Raw genomic sequence first — 2,323 nt, 5'->3', positions numbered from 1 at the left:
CGCCAACGGCATGGCGTTCTACGCCTATGACGCCGGCGGCCGCCTGCTGCTCAAGCGGATCTATTATTCGATCGGCGGCGGCTTCGTGGTTTCCGAAGAAGAACTGCAGCGGATGAAAGCCAAGGGTTCGGTGACAACCGAAGGCAAGAAAGTGCCTTATCCGTTCAAGAATGCGGTCGAGATGCTGGCCATGGCCGGCAAAAGCGGTCTTTCCATCGCCGACATGAAACGCGTCAACGAGGAAACGCAGATGACGCGCGAGGAGCTCGACGCCGGCCTCGACGGAATCTGGAGCGCCATGAAGGGCTGCATCGACCGTGGCCTGTCGCAGGATGGCATCATGCCGGGTGGGCTGAAGGTGCGCCGCCGTGCCCGCATGCTGCACGATAAGCTGCAGGAGCAGTGGCAGCAGAACAAGCCCAATCCTTTGCTCGCCAATGACTGGCTGTCGATCTACGCCATGGCCGTGAACGAGGAAAATGCCGCCGGCGGCCGCGTGGTCACCGCGCCGACCAATGGCGCTGCCGGCACGCTGCCGGCGGTGCTGCGCTACTGGCTGCATTTCCATCCCGAGGCGGACCAGCCGAGCATTCGTGATTTCCTGCTGACGGCTGCCGCCGTTGGCGGCATCATCAAGACCAACGCATCGATCTCGGGCGCCGAGGTCGGCTGCCAGGGTGAGGTAGGCTCCGCGTCGGCGATGGCCGCAGCGGGCCTGTGCGCCGTCATGGGCGGTACGCCCGAACAGGTCGAGAATGCCGCCGAGATCGCGCTCGAACATCATCTCGGCATGACCTGCGATCCGGTTGGTGGTCTGGTTCAGGTGCCGTGCATCGAGCGCAATGCGCTGGGCGCGGTCAAGGCGGTGACGGCCGCGTCGCTGGCCATCAAGGGCGACGGCATCCATTTCGTACCGCTCGATGCGGCGATCGAGACCATGCGCCAGACCGGCCTCGACATGAACGAGAAGTACAAGGAAACCAGCCTTGGCGGGCTTGCAGTCAACGTCGTGGAGTGCTGAAGGCTGGCCTAAACCGCCGCTGTGGAGAAGTCGATCCGGTCGTTGACGCGTTCGCGTGCGGGACTAACCTTAAGCGATGTCTCTCAATCTCATAAAACTCTGTGTCGGCTGCGACAGCGTCGAGGATCTCGAAGAGTGGATCGCCTTCCGCCTCGACGAGCGGCGGCGCGCCGGTGAGCCGGTCGAGCAGTATCACACCACCCGCATGATGCCGACACGCGGCGCCGAGGTTACCGATGGCGGTTCGCTCTATTGGGTGATCAAAGGCAATGTGCAGTGCCGCCAGTTGATCACCGAAATCCGGCCGTTCACCGACAGTGAAGGCATAGGCCGTTGCCATCTGATACTCGACCCCGAGGTTGTACGCACCGACTGGCAGCCGCGCCGGGCTTTTCAGGGCTGGCGCTACCTGAAACCGGCGGACGCGCCGCTCGATCTGGGCAAGGGCAAGGCCGGATTGATCGAGATGCCGCCGAAACTCAGGCGCGAGCTGGCCGATCTCGGTCTGCTCTGACCCCAGGTGGCATCACCGCCTGGCCCTTTGCACCGCCCGATGTGGGGCTTGCAAGCGATGTGGCAACGCCACATCTTGTTTTTCATGAGTGATAAGAAGCAGCCTGTGCCAGCGAGGACCAGTCCTGCGCCGGTCAAGCCTCAATCCAACGCCGGCGAGATCGACGCCTTCATTCGTCAGGCGAGGACACTTGCCGCGTCGGCGACCGGTTCGGGCAGGCTGATCCTTGCCCTCGACGCGACGATGAGCCGCCAGCCGACCTGGGATCTGGCCTGCACGCTGCAGGGCCAGATGTTCGACGCAGTCGGCAAGGCCGGAACCCTCAGCGTGCAACTGGTTTATTTTCGCGGCCTCGGCGAGTGCCGTTCGTCGGCTTTCGTGAGCGACACCAATGCCTTGAAGCAGCTGATGACGCGGATCGAATGCCGCAGCGGCCACACCCAGATCGGAAAGGTCCTGACGCATGCGCTGAAACAGACGGCGGCCGCCAAGGTCAATGCGCTGGTCTACATCGGCGACGCGATGGAAGAGAATATCGACGATCTGGCCGAAAAGGCCGGCAGCCTCGGCCTTCATGGCGTTCCTGTCTTCGTGTTTCAGGAAGGCCATGATTCCGGCGCGGAAAAGGCGTTCAAAGAGATTGCGCGGCTTTCCAAGGGGGCTTGGTTCCGATTTGATCGGCGGGCTGCCGCGACCTTGGCAGGGCTGCTTTCGGCCGTCGCCGTGTATGCGACCGGCGGGTTGAAGGCGCTCGAAGCCAGGGGCAGGCCGGAAGACCGGCTGATGAT

The 2,323-nt window shown here is 63.2% G+C and carries 3 protein-coding genes; all 3 read left to right on the top strand.

The window, feature by feature from the left end; translation table 11 throughout:
• Nucleotides 1-1,021: L-serine ammonia-lyase (locus EN964_RS32095; RefSeq protein ID WP_127277252.1), on the top strand; the 1,021-nt coding region annotated here is incomplete at its 5' end.
• A gap of 76 nt (nucleotides 1,022-1,097) precedes the next feature.
• Nucleotides 1,098-1,535 carry a DUF1489 family protein gene (locus EN964_RS32090; RefSeq protein ID WP_013531780.1) on the top strand — a complete coding sequence of 146 codons (438 nt, stop codon included), beginning with the start codon at nucleotides 1,098-1,100 and terminating at the stop codon, nucleotides 1,533-1,535.
• 84 nt (nucleotides 1,536-1,619) lie between these two features.
• A partial coding sequence (locus EN964_RS32085) for a VWA domain-containing protein (RefSeq protein ID WP_164776188.1) occupies nucleotides 1,620-2,323 on the top strand: 704 nt, incomplete at its 3' end.

Origin of the sequence: Mesorhizobium sp. M7A.F.Ca.CA.001.10.2.1 (assembly GCF_003998575.1) — a bacterium.
Taxonomy (GTDB): Bacteria; Pseudomonadota; Alphaproteobacteria; order Rhizobiales; family Rhizobiaceae; genus Mesorhizobium.
This window is presented reverse-complemented; position numbering and strand designations above follow the sequence as displayed.